The organism is Rahnella sp. ATs2 (genome assembly GCF_051851855.1).
In the GTDB taxonomy this organism is placed as follows: domain Bacteria; phylum Pseudomonadota; class Gammaproteobacteria; order Enterobacterales; family Enterobacteriaceae; genus Rahnella; species Rahnella variigena.
Map to the genome: position 1 here is coordinate 48,121 of NZ_JBLYPL010000008.1, position 14,996 is coordinate 63,116.

Annotated in this window: 12 protein-coding genes and 1 tRNA gene; 6 read left to right on the plus strand and 7 right to left on the minus strand. The window is 54.2% G+C overall.

Translation table 11 applies throughout. The annotated features are described in order from the left end of the window. Nucleotides 1-56 precede the first annotated feature (56 nt). The 6 genes from ACJY2G_RS09990 to ACJY2G_RS10015 form a co-directional block, all read right to left on the minus strand. Nucleotides 57-665, minus strand: a complete 609-nt coding sequence (locus ACJY2G_RS09990; protein WP_120161861.1) for a KpsF/GutQ family sugar-phosphate isomerase — start codon at nt 663-665, stop codon at nt 57-59. Next, complete coding sequence (locus ACJY2G_RS09995) at nt 662-2,302, minus strand: FGGY-family carbohydrate kinase (RefSeq protein WP_430319772.1); 1,641 nt, start codon at nt 2,300-2,302, stop codon at nt 662-664. Before ACJY2G_RS09995 ends, ACJY2G_RS09990 begins: the two co-directional genes overlap by 4 nt. A gap of 29 nt (nt 2,303-2,331) precedes the next feature. Continuing rightward, nucleotides 2,332-3,285 carry an ABC transporter permease gene (locus tag ACJY2G_RS10000; protein ID WP_120161863.1) on the minus strand — a complete coding sequence of 318 codons (954 nt, stop codon included), beginning with the start codon at nt 3,283-3,285 and terminating at the stop codon, nt 2,332-2,334. A gap of 1 nt (nt 3,286) precedes the next feature. Then, nucleotides 3,287-4,276 carry an ABC transporter permease gene (locus ACJY2G_RS10005; protein WP_120161864.1) on the minus strand — a complete coding sequence of 330 codons (990 nt, stop codon included), beginning with the start codon at nt 4,274-4,276 and terminating at the stop codon, nt 3,287-3,289. Next, nucleotides 4,269-5,789: a sugar ABC transporter ATP-binding protein gene (locus ACJY2G_RS10010; RefSeq protein WP_279919105.1), complete on the minus strand. Its 1,521-nt coding sequence runs from the start codon at nt 5,787-5,789 to the stop codon at nt 4,269-4,271. The genes ACJY2G_RS10005 and ACJY2G_RS10010 overlap by 8 nt, the downstream gene beginning before the upstream one ends. Before the next feature lie 276 nt (nt 5,790-6,065). Continuing rightward, nucleotides 6,066-7,052 (minus strand): autoinducer 2 ABC transporter substrate-binding protein, encoded by a 987-nt coding sequence (locus tag ACJY2G_RS10015; protein ID WP_430319771.1) that lies wholly within the window; start codon nt 7,050-7,052, stop codon nt 6,066-6,068. Between the two features lie 777 nt (nt 7,053-7,829). Between ACJY2G_RS10015 and ACJY2G_RS10020 the strand changes: the two genes are divergently transcribed. From ACJY2G_RS10020 to ACJY2G_RS10045, 6 genes are all read left to right on the plus strand, one after another. Further along, entirely contained in the window at nt 7,830-9,050 is a 1,221-nt protein-coding gene (locus ACJY2G_RS10020) for an aspartate aminotransferase family protein (protein WP_120161866.1), read from the plus strand. A 28-nt stretch (nt 9,051-9,078) separates the two neighbouring features. Beyond that, nucleotides 9,079-10,152: an arginine N-succinyltransferase gene (gene astA, locus ACJY2G_RS10025; RefSeq protein ID WP_439291684.1), complete on the plus strand. Its 1,074-nt coding sequence runs from the start codon at nt 9,079-9,081 to the stop codon at nt 10,150-10,152. Then, nucleotides 10,149-11,627 carry a succinylglutamate-semialdehyde dehydrogenase gene (astD, locus tag ACJY2G_RS10030; RefSeq protein WP_430319769.1) on the plus strand — a complete coding sequence of 493 codons (1,479 nt, stop codon included), beginning with the start codon at nt 10,149-10,151 and terminating at the stop codon, nt 11,625-11,627. Before astA ends, astD begins: the two co-directional genes overlap by 4 nt. 10 nt (nt 11,628-11,637) lie before the next feature. Next, a complete protein-coding gene (astB, locus tag ACJY2G_RS10035; RefSeq protein WP_430319768.1) occupies nt 11,638-12,981 on the plus strand; it encodes an N-succinylarginine dihydrolase in 1,344 nt (447 codons plus the stop codon). An 18-nt stretch (nt 12,982-12,999) separates the two neighbouring features. Then, nucleotides 13,000-13,980: a succinylglutamate desuccinylase gene (gene astE / locus ACJY2G_RS10040; protein WP_430319767.1), complete on the plus strand. Its 981-nt coding sequence runs from the start codon at nt 13,000-13,002 to the stop codon at nt 13,978-13,980. 243 nt (nt 13,981-14,223) lie between these two features. Next, a complete protein-coding gene (locus ACJY2G_RS10045; RefSeq protein ID WP_430319766.1) occupies nt 14,224-14,742 on the plus strand; it encodes a DUF4760 domain-containing protein in 519 nt (172 codons plus the stop codon). Nucleotides 14,743-14,805: 63 nt separating this feature from the next. Here the strand turns inward: ACJY2G_RS10045 and ACJY2G_RS10050 are convergent. Further along, nucleotides 14,806-14,895 (minus strand) — tRNA-Ser (locus ACJY2G_RS10050). Nucleotides 14,896-14,996: the final 101 nt, after the last annotated feature.

The following is a 14,996-nucleotide window of genomic DNA, read 5'->3' on the forward strand; positions in this document are numbered from 1 at the left end:
TTTCAGAAAGTTATTATGGATAAACATTCATTAACGGAAACCCTATTATCCCGATTTCAAACATCCTTCTCCCGCAACGTCTTGCCGACATTTCCGCCCGGATGGACTTTCAGCAAACGCTGCTGGTCGAAACCGTTGCGCAGCATAATGTTGCCGCACAACGCATCGAACACCGCCAGCACCAGCACGATAGACGTCGTGGCCAGCATATTGAGCGGGTCGATTTCGCGCTGAATGTGCGTTTTCACCACCAACGTGGCGGCGCGGGCAATCGCCGAATCCGGATTCTCCGTCACGCTGATGATTGCCACGCCTTTAGCTTTCAGTGTCGGCAGCAGGCGCGTCAGCTCTTCAGAGTTGCCGCCGCGGGAAATCAAAATCATCAGATCATTGCTGCGCATAAAACCTAAGTCACCGTGGGCCGCATCGGTAGCACTCAAATACACCGCAGGCTGTTCAACGCAGGCCAGCATATGCGCGATTTTCCGCGCTGCAATGCCCGATGTGCCCACGCCGGTGACGGCAACCTTGCCCTTGCAGCCCGTCACCAGCGTCAGTAACTGCTGCCAGACATCCGCATCGAGATTATGCTGCAATGCCAGCAGTTCCTGGCTGTAGGTCTGCCAGCCCTGACACGCCAGGGTAAACTCCTCTTCCGCATTCATTCGGTTTCCCCCTGCATCAGGCGGCGGTATTTCATGCTGTCGTGGTACATCTCATGGAATACGCGATATTTACGGTCGTAATACTCTTTGATTTTATTGGTTTGCGGCGTAACGGTTTTGCCGATACGGCTCATGGCGGCCATCGCTTCCGGCAAAGAATCGTATGCGCCTGCCGCGACGGTGCCCATCATGGCGCTGCCAAGCAACATCGCTTCGCTTTCTTCCGGCAATAACATCGCGCAGCCGGTGGCGTTGGAATGTTCCTGCACAAATACCGGGTTTTTGGTGCCGCCGCCGCTGGCCATCATGGTATCAATGCGGTAACCGCTCTGGTTCATGGTCTCGATAATGTGACGGGTGCCGAGCGCCAGCGCCTGAATGGTCGCCAGATAATGCAGGGCCATGTCTTCCTGCGTGCGCGACAGTTTCAGACCGGTCAGCGTACCGGTCAGCGTCGGATTGGCGCGCGGTGAACGGTTGCCGTGGAAATACGGCAGCATATGAATATCTTTGGTGAGGAAGGCGATATTCTCCGGTTCACCGGCCATTTTTCGCAGAATGCCGTTGAGCATTTCGTAAATGGTTTTGCCACTGTCTTTGCCCTGTTTGAGCAGGTCCTGATAACAGGGATGCGACTGGATCACGTGGTCTATCAGCGCGCCGGTGGTAGATTGCCCGCCTTCATTCAGCCAGTAGTCCGGCAGAATGGCTGAGTAATAAGGCCCCCAGATGCCGCCGATATAACGTGCGCTGCGCGACATCGCCATATGCGCCGTAGACGTGCCGCCAATCAGCGCGATGCGGTTGTCGAAATCAGCTGATTCACCGGATGCACCGCTGGCACCGAGAATACCGAGGCTGCCTGCGTGGGCATCAATAATCGAAACGCTGACTGCCGTGCCAGCCATCAGACCCATTTCTGCAGCGGCGCGCTGGGTCAGACCGTGTCCGAGCGGTTCCCCCATGGTTTTCACTTCACTGCCAATTTTCGCCGCGTTGTTTTCCAGCAAATCTTCCAGCCCGATCTGGCGGAAATAGCTCGGATCCCAGCGGTCTTCATGGCCGATATAGGTCCATTTGCAGACGGTGGAACACAGCGAGCGGGTGGTGTCCTGCGTGGCGCGCCAGGTCAGGAAATCTGGCAGGTCAAACAGGTGACCGACGTTGTTCCAGGTGGTTGGCATATGCTGTTTCAGCCACAGCAATTTCGGCGTCTGCATTTCCGGTGAAATAATCCCGCCGACGAATTCCAGCACGCGGTGACCGGTGGCATTGATACGCTCGGCCTGAGTTATAGCGCGGTGATCCATCCACACAATAATGTTCTGCTCGCTGCGCCCGGAAGGACTGACGGTCAGCGGTTTGCCTTCTTTATCCAGCACCACCAGCGAACAGGTGGCGTCGAACCCGATACCTTTCACCTGAATCGGGTTGATGTCTGCCTGATTCACCGCGTCTTTCACGGCGTTGCAAACGGACTGCCAGATCTCATCGGAAGACTGTTCGACGAAATCGGCTTTCGGGCGGTACAACGTGATTTCACGGCTGGCCTGGCCGACCATGCGGCCGGTCATGTCGAAGACGCCCGCGCGGGCACTGCCGGTTCCTACGTCAACTCCAATAAAATAACTCGCCATGTTCTTTCCCTTCGGTAAAAAGCTTTCGCTTAAGATTTTCTGTTTTGCAGAGCGATAAACAGGATCAGGACGCCGCCCCAGAGAGCCATTGTCAGGTAACTGCTGACGCCCATCAGGTTCAGGCCGCTTTCCAGCATTTGCAGAACAATCAGTGCCAGTACCAGCCCGATGACCCGACCGAAACCGCCGTCGGGGTTAATCCCGCCGAGCACCGAAGCCAGAATAGTCACCAGCAAATACGAGTCACCGTAGCCTGCTTTCGCCGAGTTAAATTTGGACATCATCAGCAGTGCCGCGCCCCAGCCGAGCAGGGCGGAAAGCACGTACACTGCGATAGTCACTTTGTGGGTGTTGACGCCGCTGAAGCGTGTGGCCTGTTCGTTGGACCCCATCAGATACAGGCTGCGCCCGAGCGTGGTGTGCTCCAGCAAAACCCATAACAGCAGCGCCACCAGCAGGAATAACAGCAGAGCGACCGGAATGCCCAGCAGACTGCCGTTACTGAGATACTGAATTGCCGCCGGGAAGCCGGAAATCACCGCACCGTTGGTCAGCAGAATGTTCAGTCCGGCAATCAGCGTCATGGTGCCGAGCGTTGCCAGAATCGGCGAGACACCGACATACGCAATCAGCGCGCCGTTGAGCACGCCAGTCACCACTGCAACGGCCAGACCGGCGAGCATCGCCAGCACGAAATATTGCGGCTGATCCGGATGCGCTACCAGAATCGCCGCCATTGCCAGCGAACAGGCGTTAGCTCCGGCAATCACTGAAAGGTTGATGCCGCCGGTGAGCATGGTGATGCCCATCCCCAGTGCCAGCATGCCCAGAATCGGCAACTGCGAGGAGATCGACTGGAAATTGCCGATGCTGTAAAAACTGCCGCCCAGCGTGAACGAGAACAATACGGCCACGGCAACGATGATCAGCAACTGCAAACGGATGATGCGGTCGCCGGGGAAGAATCGGTTTAAGGTTGTCATGTCACATCCCCTTTGCCAGTTTGCGTTTTTCATTCCACGCGGTGCTGCTGATGCTGACCAGAATGATCACGCCGCTGAAAACCTGATGCCAGTAAGACGAAATACTCAACAGGGTCAGGCCGTTTTGCAGGAAGGCCAGCAGCATCACACCGAGAATGGTGCCGGTGAGCGAGCCGCGACCGCCGGTCATGCTGGTGCCGCCTAACACCACCGCTGCCAGCACCGTCAGCTCATAACCGAGCAGGGAATTCGGTGCGACAGACTGAGTGATTTGCGCCTGAACCACGGCAGCGATACCCGCCAGTAATCCCATAAATCCGTAGACGTAAAAATGCAGCCGCAGGATGTTCAGACCAAGGCGCGACGCGGCGTCACGGTTGCTGCCCATGGCGTAAATCTGACGACCGACGCGGGTGCGGTTCATCAGCACGCCGGTGGCGATGATGACGCCCAGCAGGCTGAGCAACGGCAATGTCAGGCCATAGTCATAACCGTCGGCAGCGGTAAAGGAAAACCAGTTAATGCCGTTCATAAACCAGTCGGGGAAGCCGTACAGCCAGGTGCCGTTGGTCAGATACACCAGCAACCCGTAGAAAAGGTTCAGCGTGGCAATCGTAATGATGATGGCCGGAACGCGCAGCCAGTACACCAGAAAACCGTTGACCAGCCCGAGCAGCAAACCGGTGCCCATCGACATGGCAAACGCCAGCGGGAAACTGCCGCCATGGTGGATGATGTAGCTCGCCATCACGTACTGACCGATGGAGGTCACCGCCGGGAAAGAGATGTCGATGCCACCGGCGATCAGCACCACAAACAGGCCGCAGGCCAGAATGCCGAGAATGGCATAACTGGTGGCGACGTCGGTCAGGTTGCCGAGCGTCATAAATTCCTGGGTGCTGACGCTCAGGCCAATCACCAAAAGCAGCACCAGTAATCCCAGCCAGAATTCGTGCTGAGAAAACAGTTTCGAGAGAGATTTGTTATCCATTGATCGCCTCCGCAATCTGCGCTTCGCTGCTCTGGTGCGGCGCGAATTCCGCCACCAGTTCGCCTTTGCGCATCACCAGCACGCGGTGACTGTTGTAATAAGCTTCCGGAATTTCATCGCAAATCATCAGCACCGCCATGCCGGACTCCGCCAGATCGCGGGCGATGCGGTAAATCCCTTCTTTGTTGGCAATATCCACACCGACGGTTGGAGAATCGAGGATCAGGATATGTGGCTGGGTCGCCACCCATTTTGCGATGGCGATACGTTGCGCATTACCGCCGGAAAGCGTCTTTACGGGTAAGCCGCTGTCGGAAACTTTAATGTTCAGGTCACGGATCAGGTCTTTCACCACGGATGCCGCTTTGCGGTGATCCATCAATCCGGTGCCGGTGTGCAGCTTGTCGAAAATCGACACCAGCGTGTTGTCGTAAATGGATTGCTCCATGATCAGCCCCTGAGTCAGACGGTCTTCCGACACATAGGCGATACCGTGACGGATCGCGTCGCGGTTGCTGTGGAATTTCACCGCATTGCCGTTAACGCGGATTTCACCGCTGTCCGGCTGGCTCATGCCAAACAGGCTCAGACATAACTCGGTACGCCCCGAACCGAGCAGGCCGATAATTGAAGTGATCTCGCCCTGGCGCAATGACAGCGAAATATCCTGATACTGGCCTTTGCGGCTCAGATGGCTGACTTCCAGCAGCGGCGTCACGTCGGCGGGCGCGCGGTGCGGCAGATGACTGTAGGTAAAGCGCTGTCCGGTCATCAGGAATGCCAGCTCATTGCTGTCGAGTTCACTGGCCGGATAGGTGCCGACCAGTTTGCCGTCGCGCATCACGCTGATACGGTCGGCGACTTCCATCACCTCATCGAGACGGTGGCTGACAAAAACCACGCAGATGCCCGCAGCTTTCAGCTCATTGACCACCCGCAGCAGGCCGTTTACTTCGGTGCGGGTCAGCGATGCGGTCGGTTCGTCCATGATAACCAGGCTGGCGTCAGCGGCGATTGCGCGGCATATTGCCACTAACTGACGGTCTGCGATCGAGAGTTTTTCGACTTTACGGTCCGGATCGAGAGAAACTCCGACCCGTTGCATCGCCGCGACAGCTTTTTTGCGCATTGCCTCGCGATGTACCCAAAAATCACCGCCCGGTAAATAACGGTGAATGGCAATATTTTCGGCCACCGATAAATTCGGGAATAAAGACAAGTCCTGATAAATAACCTGAATACCGTAATAAGAAGAAAGTTGCGGTGTCAGGGTATGAAAGAGTTTTCCGTCGAGCGTAATCGCCGCGCCTTTTTCCGGCTGATACACGCCGGAAATCACTTTAATGATGGTGCTTTTTCCGCAACCATTCTGACCGGCAAGACAATGCACTTCGCCTTTATTCAGCGTCAGGCTGACATTATCCAGCGCTAATACACCGGGGAATTTTTTACTGATTTTTTCGAGGCTGATAAAGGCCTCAGCAGGGGCAGGGGACGTGCTGAGAGTATTCATCGCAATCCTTACAACATACCCTTCATACTTCGTGCTGTGGATGCGTTGCTGCACTCGCTCACCCGAATCACTGACTTATGTAAGCTCATCGGGATTCACTCATTTGCCGCCTTCCCACAACCCGAATTATTTAGGGTTTAAGTTTCAATGTCTGATTAGAAATTCAGATACGGCACAGCAAACATCGCCGTATCTGTTTCTATTTGCCTGGTGTGGCGCTGGAGATAAAAGTATCTCCGGTAAATATCCGATAAATAAAAGAATTAAAAAGCTAAATCAGAAGCCGAGTGATTTCGCATTCTCTGGTGTCACTTCCAGAATTTTATTAAAACGAATCACGTGTTTATCCATATCCACATCGGCTTTGCCTAACCCGTCGATGCTCAGGTCTTTGGTCACTTCTTTACCCTGCAACAGCTGGTCGGCGACGGTAACTAAGGCGTAACCGGCATCTTTCGGATCCCACAGCAGCACTTTCTTCACATCACCGCGCATCAGGTATGGCGCAGCCTGAGCAGGCATAGCGATACCGACAACGGCTATTTTGTTTTTCGCACGTTTCTGCTGAACGGCCTGACCGGCACCAATCGGGCCGAGGGAACCGAAACCGATAATCCCTTTCAGATCAGGATAGGTTTTCATTAAGTCGAGCGTGGTGGAGTAAGACTTATCGATGTTTTCTGCAACCGGCAGACGTGAAGTCACTTCATGCATATCCGGGTATTTTTCTTTCTGATATTTAATCGCCGCATCTGCCCATGCGTTATGCAATGGCACGGTCAGGGAACCGACATAAATGGCATAACCGCCTTTGCCGCCCATATCCTTCGCCAGCTCGTCCATATTCGCTTGCGCATATTTCTGGCTGTCGATGGTTTCGATATCCCACTGACCAATCTGCTGGTCCGGCGATTCGTGCGTTAACACCACGATGCCCTGGTCGCGCGCTTTTTTCAGCACCGGTTCCAGCACTTTAGCGTCGTTCGGCACAACGATAATGGCGTCGACTTTTTTGGCAATCAGATCTTCAATCACTTTGACCTGCTGGGCAGGATCCGGCGTGGAAGCGCCCACCTGATAGGCGTTAACGTCGAGTTTTTGCGCGGCTTCTTTTACGCCGACTTCCATGCGGGTGAACCAGGGAATGCCGGTGACTTTGGCGACGACAGCGATGTCGTAAGGCTTGGCGGCGAATGACGGTGTTGTGAATAACATGCATGCTGAAACCACACATGCACTGACTAATGCGAGGTTAAATTTCATGTCGGTACCTTTCTTATGATGTTCTGTTCTTGTGTAGGGGAACGGGCAGTGGTCATTTATTCCACATTCAGAGATTAACTTAACAGGAAAGCGCTTTTCGCGTGGTCGTGAACGGAATGTGATCAAAGTCCTTAATTGTTAATGTTTATGACTTTAAATGTAAAAATAAGGTTAATTAAATCCAGCAATTCAACCGGAACCCGGTTGGGTGGCAGACGTTACCGATAACAATGAAACAAATTTAGATCAAATAATTTACATATAAGACACATTGGAAAATCTATACGCGGATTTTTCAGAAAGGAAGGCGGGGCACTGTTTTTTATTTGCGCAGAGTGTGAACAGCGTCACGGGGAACAGATGCGCCAGAACGGTGCGACATTGCACCTTCATCGGGCGGTGCACCTGAATCAGCCAGGACCGATACGCGCGGGATCACAATCCTGCATAAAACATTGTGCCCGAAATGAAATTATTTCCCTGCATAGTCATTCTTCATCACCCGTTGCTGCAAAAGGGGATTTTTTCTTTTATTCATTTATTATGCAATTAAAGTGAATAACAGCCGGTATTAAGTGGTTGTTTTTTCTCGATGTCACTTTTTCTATTCACTTTTTCCCTTTGCTGGCATGAAGACTGCACTCTATGATGTGACTGAGTGAGATTATTTATTAACTTTTAAATAACAAATTAATAACCAGAATTCCTGCCGGTATGGGGGGCGGGCTCCTGCACCCTGAATTCAGCCAGTCACTGGCCTTACATTAAGAGGTTTATATGGAACACCAACAGCAACCACAAAACGTCAGCCGCCAGAACTTTGATGACTGGATGGTGCCGGTATATGCCCCTGCGGCGTTTATTCCCGTGCGTGGTGAAGGATCCTGGCTGTGGGATCAGGCGGGCAAAGATTATGTCGACTTTGCGGGCGGCATTGCCGTGAATGCGCTGGGTCATGCGCACCCGGAAATCCGTAAAACACTGCACGAACAGGCGGATAAAGTGTGGCATCTGGGCAATGGTTACACCAACGAACCGGTGCTGCGTCTGGCGAAGCAACTGATCGACGCCACCTTTGCTGACAAAGTCTTTTTCTGTAACTCCGGCGCGGAAGCCAACGAAGCGGCGCTCAAACTGGCCAGGCTGTACGGCAATAAAGCCGGTGGCGAAAAGAACGAAATCATCGCCTTCAAAAACGCCTTCCATGGCCGCACGCTGTTTACCGTAACGACCGGCGGTCAACCGAAATATTCCGAAGATTTCGCGCCCTTACCGCAAGCGATTACCCATCTGCCGTTTAACGATCTGGCCGCTGTCGCCAGCCATATTTCTTCCCGCACCTGCGCAGTGATTGTTGAGCCTATTCAGGGCGAGGGCGGTGTAGTACCCGCAGATGCCGGATTCCTGCAAGGTCTGCGCGAGTTATGTGACAAGCATCAGGCGGTGCTGATTTTCGATGAAGTGCAGACCGGCGTTGGGCGTACCGGCGAGCTGTATGCCTATCAGCATTACGGCGTGGTGCCGGACATTCTGACCAGTGCCAAGGCGCTGGGCGGCGGTTTCCCGATTGGTGCGATGCTGACCACCGACCGTTATGCCGCGTTATTCCAGCCGGGTACGCACGGCACCACTTATGGCGGTAACCCGCTGGCGACGGCGGTAGCAGGCAAGGTGTTTGAGCTGATTAACACGCCTGAAGTGTTAGCCGGAGTCACTAAACGGCATGACTGGTTTATCGCCGGGCTTAAGCGCATTAACGACCGTTATCAGGTATTCAGCGAAGTGCGCGGCCAGGGTTTGCTGATCGGCGCAGTGATGAATGCGCGTTATAAAGATCAGGCCAAACAGCTGAATACGCTGGCGGCGGAAGAAGGGCTGATTGCGCTGATTGCCGGACCTAACGTGCTGCGCTTTGCGCCATCGCTGATCATTCCGGGCGCGGATATTGAAGAAGGGCTGAACCGCCTTGAGCGAGCTGTCGCGCGCCTGTGCGTGTGATTAATTGGGTAAAATGAGGTAGAGCATCATGATGTTGATTAGACCTGTGCGGCCCGGCGATCTCGCCGATATTCTGCAGTTATCAGGCAAAACCGGCATCGGTTTAACGTCTTTGCCCAAGGATGAAGCGCATTTACGCGGGCGCATTGAGCGCTCAGTGGCGACCTGGGAAGGTCGTCTGGATAAAGGCGAACAGGGCTATCTGTTCGTGCTCGAAGACACCGAAAAGCAAAAAGTGGTCGGCGTCAGCGCCATTGAAGTGGCAGTCGGACTCAGTGAGCCGTGGTACAACTTTCGCCTCGGTACACTGGTCCATGCCTCCAAAAGCCTGAACATTTACAAACCGGTGCCGACGTTGTTTCTCAGCAACGATCACACCGGTTATACCGAGCTTTGCACGCTGTTTCTTGATGCGGATTACCGCAACGGTAAAAACGGTCAGCTGCTGGCAAAAGTCCGTTTCCTGTTTCTCGCGGCGTTCCGCGAATACTTCTCGCGCAAGGTGATCGCTGAAATGCGCGGAGTCTCCGACGACAATGGTCATTCACAGTTCTGGGACAGCGTCGGGCGGCACTTCTTTGGTATGGAATTCGCCGAAGCCGATCGTCTGACCGGCATGGGGCAGAAATCCTTTATCGCCGAACTGATGCCGAAACATCCTTTATATACCGAACTGCTCAGTCATGAAGCCCGTGAAGTGATCGGCGAAGTGCATCCGCAAACCGCACCGGCGCGTGCCGTGCTGGAAGGCGAAGGGCTGCGCTACGAGGGTTATGTGGATATTTTCGATGCCGGTCCGACGCTCGAGGGCGAAATCGATCAGTTACGCGCGGTGAAAGAAAGCCGCCTGTTGCCGGTGCGGCTGGCGGAAGAACGCAGCGGTGACGATGAGCCGCTGTATCTGGTCGCTAATGAGCAGTATCAGAACTTCCGTGCCCTGCTGGTTCCGGGAGGTGAAACCCCGGAAAACCTGTCACTTAACGCCGCAGAGGCTGAAATACTCGGCCTGCGCGAAGGCGATACGCTGCGCGCCGTGGCGCTTTTTCCCGGCAGCTCCGTTGCTCCCGCAACCCAAAATCTCAAAAAGGAAAGTCTCGCATGATGCAACCTGCACTTTTTATACAGGGCCAGTGGCGCAGCGGACAAGGCGCGCAGCTTAACAAAACCAATCCGGCGGATAACACGTTGCTGTGGTCGGCGCTGAGCGCCAATGCAGAAGATGTCGAAGCCGCCTGTACGGCAGCGCGCACGGCATTCCCGGCATGGGCGCGTAAAACCGTGGACGAACGCGCTGAGGTGATTCAACGTTTCGCGGATTTACTGACTGAACACAAAACCCGGCTGGCAGAGATCATCAGCCAGGAAACCAGCAAACCACGCTGGGAAACGCTGACCGAAATTCAGGCAATGATTGGCAAAGTGGCGATTTCACTGGAAGCTAATCAGCAACGTACCGGCGAAAAACACACCGCTATGCCCGACGGCGAAGCGGTTCTGCGCCACCGGCCACACGGCGTGCTGGCCGTTTTCGGCCCGTATAACTTCCCAGGACATCTGCCGAACGGACATATTGTTCCGGCCTTGCTGGCGGGTAATACGCTGGTGTTCAAACCGAGTGAACTGACGCCGAAAACCGCCGAAGAAACGGTGAAGTTGTGGCAACAGGCCGGGCTGCCGGACGGCGTACTGAATCTGGTACAGGGCGGACGCAGCACCGGCGAGGCACTGGCGGCCTGCGGCAATATTGACGGCCTGCTGTTTACCGGCAGCGCGGGCACCGGTTACCAGTTGCATCGACAACTGGCCGGTCAGCCTGAAAAAATTCTGGCGCTGGAAATGGGCGGCAACAATGCGCTGATTGTCGAGCCGGCAGAAGACATTGATGCGGCGGTTAACCTGACCATTCAGTCGGCCTTTATTTCTGCCGGACAGCGTTGTACCTGTGCGCGCCGCCTGCTGGTGAAAGAGGGCGCGGCGGGTGATGCGTTTATCGCCCGTTTGCTGGATGTGACCATGCAGTTGCGTGTGGGCGGCTGGAATGACGATCCGCAGCCATTTATGGGTGGCGTTATTTCTGACGCCGCGGCTCGCAATATGCTGAAAGCGCAGGACGAACTGCTGGCGCTGGGCGGAAAGCCCTTGCTGTTGCTGACACGTCCGGATCCGCTTAATACCGTGCTGACGCCGGGGATCATCGATCTGACCGGCGTGGCAGGTATTCCTGATGAAGAATACTTTGGTCCTTTGCTGAGCATTTACCGCTACAGCGATTTCGATCACGCCATTGCCCTCGCCAATCAGACACGCTTCGGCCTGGCGACCGGACTGATCTCCGCTGAGCGGGATCAGTTTGAGCAGCTATTATTGGAAGCAAGGGCAGGCATTGTTAACTGGAACAAACCGCTGACCGGCGCATCTAGCAACGCGCCTTTCGGTGGCATCGGCGCTTCAGGCAACCACCGTCCAAGTGCTTATTATGCGGCGGATTATTGCGCCTGGCCGATGGCCTCGCTGGAAACAGACAAGCTGGAACTCCCTGCGACGTTGTCGCCTGGTATTGATTTCCGTACAACCTGAGGAGACAGGAATGTCTGGATGTGAAGCAAATTTCGACGGACTCGTCGGGCCAACGCACCATTATGCGGGGCTGTCGTTTGGCAACGAAGCCTCGACCAAAAATCAGAATGCAGTCGCCAATCCGCGTCTGGCGGCGAAACAGGGTCTGCTGAAAATGAAAGCGCTGGCTGACCTGGGTTTTGCGCAAGGGATTTTGCCTCCGCATGAGCGTCCGCATCTGAGCACATTGCGTAAAATGGGTTTTGGTGGCAGTGACCGTGAGGTGCTGACCAAAGCTCAGGCGTATTCGCCACGTTTGCTGTCATCGCTGAGTTCGGCATCTGCCATGTGGGTCGCGAATGCGGCAACCGTTTCGCCTTCGGCGGACAGCGCCGACGGGCGCGTGCATTTCACCGTCGCCAACCTGAACAATAAATTCCACCGCGCGATTGAGGCTGAAACTACATCTGCGATTTTGCGTGCCACATTCCACGCGGATAAATATTTTGCCCATCACGACGCGCTGCCTCAGGTGGCGGCGCTCGGAGACGAGGGCGCGGCCAATCACAACCGCTTATGCGGTGCATACGATAAACCCGGCGTGCAGGTGTTTGTTTATGGCCGTGACGGGCTGGTGAACGACGGGAATGAACCGGTACGTTATCCGGCACGTCAGACCCGTTTGGCCAGTGACGCCGTGGTGCGTTTACATCAGCTTGACGAAAAGCGAACGGTGTTTATCCAGCAAAATCCGCACGCCATCGACAGCGGCGTTTTTCATAACGACGTAATTTCTGTCAGCAACGCCAACGTGCTTTTCCATCATGAACAGGCGTTTGTGAATTCAGGTAAAGCGCTGGACGAAATCCGCAAAAAAATGGCGGCGCTTGAGCTGGATTTTCAGCCGATTGAAGTGCCGCAATCAAAAGTATCGCTCGATGATGCGGTGGCGACCTATCTGTTTAACAGCCAGTTACTGAGCAAAACGGACGGGAAAATGATGCTGGTGGTGCCGGAAGAATCTCGCCAGCACGCGGGTGTGTGGGCGTATTTGTCGGCGCTGAAAGACAGCGGCGGGCCCGTCGACCAGATTGAAGTGTTTGATCTGCGGGAAAGTATGCGTAACGGCGGTGGTCCGGCGTGTCTGCGCCTGCGGGTGGCGCTAAATCGCAACGAGCTGAACGCCGTGAACGTGGCCTCGCTGATGAGCGACAGTCAGTTTACCCGGCTCAATACCTGGGTGGATACGCATTACCGTGACCGGATGCAGGCGAAAGATCTGGCCGATCCGCAGCTTCTGACCGAAGTGCGTACTGCGCTTGACGAACTGACCAATATTCTGGGGCTGGGTGCGATTTATCCGTTCCAGCGCTGAACCTCAAAGGAGTGAGATATGTTTGATTTACTGGCGACGACGCTTTCCGGTGATGCTCTGACAGAGCCTGCCGGACAAATCGAAACGCTGGACTGGCAGTGGCGCGGCGAGGGCATTCTCGAGCTGTCACCGCGTCAGCCCTGCGAAGCAGCTGTGGTCATTTCCGCCGGTATCCACGGCAATGAAACCGCGCCGGTTGAGTTGCTGAATCAGCTGGTCAGCGAGTTGCTTTCAGGCCAACGGCAGCTGCGGGTCAGGTTGCTGGTATTACTGGGCAATCCGCCTTCCATGCGCATTAATAAGCGGTTTGTCGATGCGGACATGAACCGCATGTTCGGCGGGCGTCATGCGCGTTATACGCCGAATGATGAAAGCCGCCGGGCGCAGGAACTCGAACAGGTGATGGCACTGTTTTACCGCAGTGCTGCCGCTGCGGGAACCACGCAGCGATACCATTATGATTTGCACACGGCAATCCGCGGATCACAACATGTCCGTTTTGGTTTATTGCCGCTTCAGGCGCGCCCGAAAAGCGAAGCGATGCTCGCCTGGCTTGATGCCGCCGGACTGGATGCGCTGGTGCATCACCGGTCGCAGGGCGGTACCTTTACGCATTTCAGCAGTGATGTTTTTCAGGCCGACAGCTGCACGCTGGAACTGGGCAAGGCGCTGCCCTTTGGCAGTAACGATCATACGCAATTCACCGGTATCCGCCGCGCGCTGGAAACGCTGGTCAGCGGTGAACCGTTGCCCATCCGTGAAGCCGCCGCGCCACTGGTGCATTACCGTGTGGTGCAGGATGTGATCCGCTCACAGGAAGATTTTGAGCTGTTTGTCCCGGCAGATGCCCTGAACTTTACGGCGTTCAGCAAAGGTTTTGTTATCGCGCAGGAAAGCGGCAAAACCTACCAGGTCGAAGCAGACCAGGAAGTCGTGCTGTTTCCCAATCCGAATGTCGCGTTAGGATTAAGGGCAGGGCTGATGCTGGTGAAGATGTGATTTTTTGCGAGATGTCTTCCTGAATTGTTCATACAGTATTGCAAGTTAGCGACCTTGTGCGTACTTTATGCTCATCGGATTCGGCATGATGTTGAATTCATTGCATGTTTTTGTAACGTGAAAACGTTATAAAAACGGCTCAGGGAGGATCATATGAACATGATGTATGACGAATACGATTGGTTTTAAAAGAAACTGATCTAAATAAGGCGGGGAATCCCGCCTTTTTCATGGATGAAAATCATGAAATTTGACGCGTTAGAACTTCAACTCATCAGCAATATCATTCTGCTTATCGGCGTCTTTGTCGCTATAGGCACGATTGTTTATAACGTCCGTATTGCAAAAAGAACTCAGACAGCTGTTTTTCTTTTTGAAAGTCGAACAGATACCCGCTATGCCCAGTCATTGAAAGTACTGAAAAAGGTACATAGTTCAGGAAAGTCTTTCCGCTCATTTGTATTTCCACCGGAAGCTTCACCGCTTACTGAAGATGAAATCCGTGAGTGTAGTAAGTTCCAATACATCCTTAATTTTTATGAGCGTGTTGCGGTGACCATTCAGAGCGGTATTTATGATGAAGATATGATTAAACGCACTTCTTATTCGACCGTGATCGACACCTGGAACATGGCTGAGCCTTTAATTAAAGCTCTGCGGGAAGAACTGAAATCGGATAATACTTATCAGGAATTTGAATGGCTCGCCGGGCGATGGAGAAATCAGCCACTGAATGCAAAAAGAGGCCGGTTTATCCGCTGAGTACATGATCTTCACCAAAAGAAAAAGGGTCCTGATTTTCATCAGGACCCTTTTTCTTTAATTTGGCGGTGAGAGAGGGGTTCGAACCCTCGATACGATTTCTCGTATACACACTTTCCAGGCGTGCTCCTTCAGCCACTCAGACACCTCACCGTGTTCGTTACAGCGCATACGTTGCAACGGGGCGCTACTATAGGGAGACAGCCGCGAAGGGTCAAGAAAATTTTCGGCGTTTTGTGCCAGCCGCTCAGACT

Bases quoted from the DNA above. Each gene is read 5' to 3' on its own strand.
- ACJY2G_RS09990 (WP_120161861.1), bottom strand. From the start codon at position 665: ATGAATGCGGAAGAGGAGTTTACCCTGGCGTGTCAGGGCTGGCAGACC.
- ACJY2G_RS09995 (WP_430319772.1), bottom strand. From the start codon at position 2,302: ATGGCGAGTTATTTTATTGGAGTTGACGTAGGAACCGGCAGTGCCCGC.
- ACJY2G_RS10000 (WP_120161863.1), bottom strand. From the start codon at position 3,285: ATGACAACCTTAAACCGATTCTTCCCCGGCGACCGCATCATCCGTTTG.
- ACJY2G_RS10005 (WP_120161864.1), bottom strand. From the start codon at position 4,276: ATGGATAACAAATCTCTCTCGAAACTGTTTTCTCAGCACGAATTCTGG.
- ACJY2G_RS10010 (WP_279919105.1), bottom strand. From the start codon at position 5,789: ATGAATACTCTCAGCACGTCCCCTGCCCCTGCTGAGGCCTTTATCAGC.
- ACJY2G_RS10015 (WP_430319771.1), bottom strand. From the start codon at position 7,052: ATGAAATTTAACCTCGCATTAGTCAGTGCATGTGTGGTTTCAGCATGC.
- ACJY2G_RS10020 (WP_120161866.1), top strand. From the start codon at position 7,830: ATGGAACACCAACAGCAACCACAAAACGTCAGCCGCCAGAACTTTGAT.
- astA (WP_439291684.1), top strand. From the start codon at position 9,079: ATGATGTTGATTAGACCTGTGCGGCCCGGCGATCTCGCCGATATTCTG.
- astD (WP_430319769.1), top strand. From the start codon at position 10,149: ATGATGCAACCTGCACTTTTTATACAGGGCCAGTGGCGCAGCGGACAA.
- astB (WP_430319768.1), top strand. From the start codon at position 11,638: ATGTCTGGATGTGAAGCAAATTTCGACGGACTCGTCGGGCCAACGCAC.
- astE (WP_430319767.1), top strand. From the start codon at position 13,000: ATGTTTGATTTACTGGCGACGACGCTTTCCGGTGATGCTCTGACAGAG.
- ACJY2G_RS10045 (WP_430319766.1), top strand. From the start codon at position 14,224: ATGAAATTTGACGCGTTAGAACTTCAACTCATCAGCAATATCATTCTG.